Source organism: Micromonospora sp. NPDC005324, from assembly GCF_040607155.1.
GTDB classification, from domain to species: domain Bacteria; phylum Actinomycetota; class Actinomycetes; order Mycobacteriales; family Micromonosporaceae; genus Micromonospora; species Micromonospora trifolii.
The window spans coordinates 1-5,490 of record NZ_JBEXGE010000091.1 but is presented as its reverse complement, the minus strand read 5'-3'; the positions used below and the strand labels follow the sequence as shown (position 1 = coordinate 5,490).

At 64.2% G+C, this 5,490-nt stretch carries 3 protein-coding genes and 2 pseudogenes; 4 read left to right on the top strand and 1 reads right to left on the bottom strand.

Annotation, left to right across the window (positions count from 1 at the left end; translation table 11 throughout):
• Positions 1 to 92 precede the first annotated feature (92 nt).
• A pseudogene (locus ABZS40_RS36125) lies at positions 93 to 283 on the top strand (IS1380 family transposase); the annotation flags it as partial.
• 128 nt (positions 284 to 411) lie between these two features.
• On the opposite strand, the gene ABZS40_RS36120 reads toward ABZS40_RS36125, so the two are convergent.
• Positions 412 to 1,134, bottom strand: coding sequence for a TetR/AcrR family transcriptional regulator (locus tag ABZS40_RS36120; RefSeq protein ID WP_354949198.1), 723 nt, complete (start codon positions 1,132 to 1,134; stop codon positions 412 to 414).
• 118 nt (positions 1,135 to 1,252) lie between these two features.
• On the opposite strand from ABZS40_RS36120, the gene ABZS40_RS36115 reads away from it, so the two are divergent.
• The 3 genes and pseudogenes from ABZS40_RS36115 to ABZS40_RS36105 all read left to right on the top strand — a co-directional run bounded on the left by ABZS40_RS36115 (position 1,253) and on the right by ABZS40_RS36105 (position 5,400).
• Positions 1,253 to 3,391: an MMPL family transporter gene (locus tag ABZS40_RS36115; protein WP_354949196.1), complete on the top strand. Its 2,139-nt coding sequence runs from the start codon at positions 1,253 to 1,255 to the stop codon at positions 3,389 to 3,391.
• 1,134 nt (positions 3,392 to 4,525) lie between these two features.
• Positions 4,526 to 4,663 (top strand): annotated as a pseudogene (locus tag ABZS40_RS36110) (IS30 family transposase); the annotation flags it as partial.
• 119 nt (positions 4,664 to 4,782) lie between these two features.
• A complete protein-coding gene (locus ABZS40_RS36105) occupies positions 4,783 to 5,400 on the top strand; it encodes a DUF2625 family protein (RefSeq protein ID WP_354949195.1) in 618 nt (205 codons plus the stop codon).
• The last annotated feature ends 90 nt before the right edge of the window (positions 5,401 to 5,490 follow it).

The window sequence follows — 5,490 nt, the reverse complement described above, 5'->3', positions numbered from 1 at the left end:
GTCTTAGAGTGACCACCCTCTATACCGGAGCTCCGCTGCTTCACGTCCCAGACACGCCTTGACACGCCGCCCACCGCCCTAACTGAACGGCGTTGGTACTAGATGGGGATCTGGCTCGCGCGAACCCGAAGAAGCTGCGCGCTACCGACTGCTGCACGTCCCAGCCCGGATCGCCCGCATCGCACGACGAACCTGGCTACGCATCGCCGACAGTTGGCCCTGGGCTGACCAGATCATCACCGCGTTCCACCGCCCGGCAGCACTACCCCGCCCGCTGACCTGAACCAGAACCCTGCCACTACAACAGCCTGGAGGAACCCGGCCACACGCCGGGTCACCACCATGCCCACCCGCAGAAACACCGCCGACTACAGTCCAACCCTAAGATCAATTACTCATGAAAGACCGAGGCTAAGCGGTGGAATCAGCCCCGGGCTGCCGACCGAGGTGGGCCGCCAATACAGCCAACTCGGTCTCGAATAGCGCTTCTGGCTCAGACACAGCCCAGCTGAGATGATCGAAAACCTCCATGGCGATCAAGCCGTAGAGCCGGGTCCAAGCAGCAAGGAAGGCGTAGGCCGCCTCGGCCGTCAGTCCGCCATAGCTGGCCATGAGTGGGGCTAGCCGGTCTCCAAGGTGCTGCTGGTAGAGAGCATTAGGCGGGTCGGGAAGAGCTCGCCGCGCGGCCAAGGTGACGAATGGTGCCAAAAACGCTGCCCCTAACCTAACTCCCGCAGGGTCGGCGTCGGCCCGCAGGCTGACCGGCTCGGGTAGTCCTCGCGCAGGGCAACCGAAGATGAGGGTGAATTCGTGTGGGTGCCCAACGGCCCATCGGCGGAAGGCTCGTGACATAGCTAACAGCTCACCGATGGGATCGTCGCTGACGGCGTCGGCGGTTGCCTGCTCAACTCTTTCCCGCAGCTCGTCGTAGAGGTCTGCGGTGAGCGAGCGGACCAGGGCCTCCAAGCTGGGGAAGTAGCGGTAGATGGCGGGAGCGCTCATGCCCATGTCGCGAGCGATCGCGCGGAGTGATACGGCGTCGACCCCGGAGGTGACGAGCAGTCGGCGAGCACACCCTTTGATTTCCGAGATGGTGGCGATGCGCAAGCGGTCTCGCCGAGTTTTTTCGACCATGCACCAACTCCTCTTGACGAAAGCGTACAGCGTTGCGATAGTGAACGCCGTTCACTAGTTAACGGCGTTCATATCATTAGCGACGGTTGCAGCCTAGCGGCCTGTCAAGGGGGAAGCGATGTTTGTCTGGTGGGGGCGGGCTGTGGTTCGGCTGCGCTGGATCGTGCTGGCCATGGCCGCTGTCTTGGTCGGGATCGGCTTGACGTGGGGGACCGGGGTCTTCGGGCAATTGACCGGCGGCGGGTTTGACGATCCGGCCAGCGAGAGCAGCCAGGCTGCCAGAAGAGTCGCCGCGGAGCTCGGCCCACAGGGTGCCGACGTCATCGTGCTCTGGTCGAGCGACAGCGTCAGCGTTGACCACCCAAGCTTCCAAGGTCCAGTCGCCGACGCGATCGGCCGGCTGCGCGGACGCGTCGAGGTAGCTAGCGTGACTACTTGGTACGACACCAAGGCGCCAGCCCTCCTGGCCGCCGACCGCAGAGCCACCTACGCACTGGTTCAGCTCCGCGCCAGCAGCGAGGATGGCAAGGTCGAGGCTTTCGAGACGCTCCGATCGATCCTGAGCGCGCCGGGCATACGCACTGAGGCTGGCGGGTCGGTGCCGTTTCTGCACGAGGCAAATGTGCAGACCACGAAGGACATCACCCGGGCGGAGCTGATCTCCATGCCCGTCCTGCTGGTCCTACTGGTGCTGATCTTCGGCGGTCTAGTCTCTGCAGCCACTCCGCTGCTGATCGGCGGGCTGGCCATCCTCGGCGCATTCGTTGCGGTCCGTCTTGTTGACCTGGTCACTGATGTCTCGATCTTCGCGATCAACATCATCACCCTGATCGGGCTGGGTATGGCGGTCGACTACGCGCTCTTCGTGGTCAGCCGCTTCCGGGAGGAACTCGCCGCGGGTTACGAGACCCCAGCCGCGATCGCCCGTACCATGGCCACCGCCGGTCGCACCGTACTGGTCTCCGGGCTTACCATCGCGCTGGCCATGGCGAGTCTGCTGATCTTCCCGCAGACGTTCCTGCGCTCCATGGGTATTGGCGGAATGGCCGCTGTACTCGTCGCCATGCTGGCTGCGCTCACCGTGCTGCCGGCACTGCTGGCGGTGCTCGGCTATCGGATAGACGCGCTACGTGTACCGCAGCCTTGGCGCCACGGCCTTCGGAGTAGGCGTCGGGCTGCGCGAGGGGGCGGCAATCTCTGGGCACGCGTTGCTCAAAGTGTTATGCGGCGGCCAGTGCGTTACCTAGTTGGAGTCCTCGTGCTACTAGCGGTGCTCGCGACTCCGTTCCTGCGTATCGAGTTTGGCGGCTTCGACGAAAGGGTCCTGCCGGCGACTGCGGCCCCGCGGGTGGTCTCCGAGCGGATCGCCAAGGAGTTTCCCGGCGGCGCGGTTGCCCCCATTGAAGTCCTAGTCTCCGGCGCGCCGACGGCCCAGGTTCAGTCGTTCGTTGGCCAGGTGGCGACGGTGCCGGGGGTGACCGGGGTTGCCGTCGCTGCGAACCGGGGTGACTCAACGCTGCTAACGGTTGCCTACTCCGGAGAGCCCACCGGCGAGATCGCCCAGGACGCGGTCCGCGCGATTCGTGTCCTGCCCGCGCCTGCCGGCGTCGAGGTTCTGGTGGGCGGCCGGCCCAGCACCGATCGGGATTTGTTGGACAGTCTTGCCGACCGGCTGCCCTGGATGGGGCTGCTGATGGCCGCAACGACGCTGGTTTTGCTCTTTCTAGCCTTTGGCTCGGTGGTGCTGCCAGTCAAGGCAGTGCTGATGAACCTGGTCTCGATTGGGGCGTCCTTCGGCGTGGTGGTCTGGATCTTCCAGGACGGCCACTTCGCCGACCTGCTCGGCTTCACTCCAACCGGCTTCATCGAACCGAGCAATCCAATCCTTATGTTGGCAGTGCTCTTTGGTCTGGCCACCGACTACGAGGTTTTCCTGCTCTCTCGGATTCGCGAGGAGTGGGACCGCACCGGGGACAACGTGGGTGCGGTGACCGCCGGACTGCAGCACACCGGCCGGATTATCACCGCCGCGGCACTGTTGCTGATCATCGTGGTGATCGGCTTCGCGACCGGAGGCATGTCGTTCATCAAGCTGATCGGGGTCGGCATGGTTGTCGCAATCATGGTCGATGCAATTCTTGTGCGGGCGCTGTTGGTGCCGGCCACCATGCGGCTCCTCGGTCGGTGGAACTGGTGGGCGCCTGGGCCGCTTGGGTATGTCTACCGCCGCTACGGCATCCGCGAGAAAGCGGAGTAGTGGCCGGACTGCAGGGAATTCAGAGAGCGCTATTCAGCGTACGTTGAAGAATTATGCGATCGATGCCTTGATGGCTGAAGTGTCATTTTTATTGAACTCCCACAAACTCGCGCGGTAGCGATTTATTGAGCATCTATGATCGCTGTTCGGGCCATTGATGGTGCTGCGATCATGATGAATAAGCCATCTCGACGTGATGGTGCAGGTCGCGGGAAGTGCGGGAGGCTGGCATCGACATAGGACGAGGCTCCCGGCAGGACAGCGATCGACCAAAGTCAGATCCCTAGCCGGGAGCCTCACCGTGTTGTCTTACCCGGTACTACAGCTGCGGACCTTTCGGAGCTGGATGACGCCGGGCGCTTTACCAATTTTTGTACGGCTTCGGGTAGGGGGTCGCCGCGGCGGAGGTAGTGGCTGATCCGGGCGTAGAACTTGTGTTTGAGGCGCCAGGCGGTCCACCGCAGGATGTGGCGCGGGTCTTGGCGGGAGTGCAGGACGTTCTGTGTGAGCAGGTTACGGGCGTCGGTGACGGTGGCGTGGGTGAGCAGATCTAGGCTCAGTCAGTCGCGGCCTGTCGGACGGGTTGGCGGTGGGCTGATGCTTTCCCAAGCCGCTGATCCAGGCGCCGGCCGGGGTGTCGGCGCTGGTGGCGGTGTTCTGCTGAACGGCAATGAACGCCTTGGCGAACATGCACGCGGTGCTGGTGTAGTGCCACGCCGTCCAAGTCCTGACCTGGTGCTAATCAATGCCGACGAGATTCTTTCCCTTGCTTGTTGTTCTCCTCGATCGTCCATCTGCTTCCCGCGACCCGGATGAGGGTGGTGGTCGGTGTCGGGTGCCGGGCCTGGGCGAGAAAATAGATGATGTCGGTGGGGTCGGCGATCGAGGGCCGCAGCAGCAGGGTATAAGTGAACCCGTCGGGCCGCCTTTACTGCCCTCACCGCACGGGCGACGTTGCCAGTCACCCTCGGCCAGCCGGGACAGCAGGTCGTCGGCGCGGGTGATCGCGGCGGTTCCCGGTGCGACGCTGAACTGGGTCAACGGCAGCGCTGCGGATGTCGCCACCACGTACGGCAGAGCCTGGCCAGCCATCCAGTTACGGACCTGCGGGTACTGGCCGTACCCGCCGTCCATCGCGGCACGAGCACGAACACCAATTGCCTGCTGCGCCAGCACTTACCCAAGCGCACCGACCTGTCGCAGCACACCGCCGCCGATCTCCGCGCCGTCGAGCAACGCCTCACCAATCGGCCCCGCAAGACCCTCGGCTAGCGCACACCGGCCGGCGTCTTCACGCCGCTCTGGCGACGTGACGATCGTCATCACTGCGACGACCGCTCGAATTCGCCCCCTCATAGTCACATGGTTGATCCTGCTGGGAGGCTGAGGGGGTGGAACAGTCTGCGTGGTCGGAGATCTCGGCACTGGTGGCAGCAGCTCCGTACCCGGTGGAGGTGCTTAGGGCCGATCCCCAGCGGGCGGAAGCCTGCCTGACAGCCTTGGACATCACGACCAGCTCGTGGCTCGGGGCCGTGGTGGCTAACAGCGGCGGGCTTCTGATCGATCACGGTTGGCTTCGAGTGCTCGGGGGAGGGCACGATGGGCTGCCAGATGTGGCGGCCGAGATCGTTCCCAAGACTGGACGCCTGGTCGTTGCTCTCGACGTTATGGGCGGGCGGTTCGCGTGGTCGCAGGCGGAGCCGGGTGTGAGGCCGACGGTGCACTACTTTGGCCCGGAGGACCTGGCTTGGCAGGATCTCGAGCTCGGGTATGGCGACTGGCTTGAGGCGATGCTCACCGGCGCCATGACTCAGTTCTATGAGGGCTTGCGCTGGCCGGGGTGGGAGACCGAGGTGGCCAACGTCGCTCTAGATCAAGGGCTCAGCGCCTGGCCACCGCCGTGGACCGGGGAGGGAAAGGTTCTGTCGGCGGTGTCTCGCAAGCCTATTCAGCTTGCTGAGCTCGTCTCGGCTCACCAGCACGCGGCACGGCGGCTCGGCTTCCTCTAGCCTCGGTCTTTCATGAGTGATTGATCTTGGTGTTGTGGGTGCGGCTGTCGGTGTTTCTGCCGGTGGGCATGGTGTGGGCCCGACGCGGGG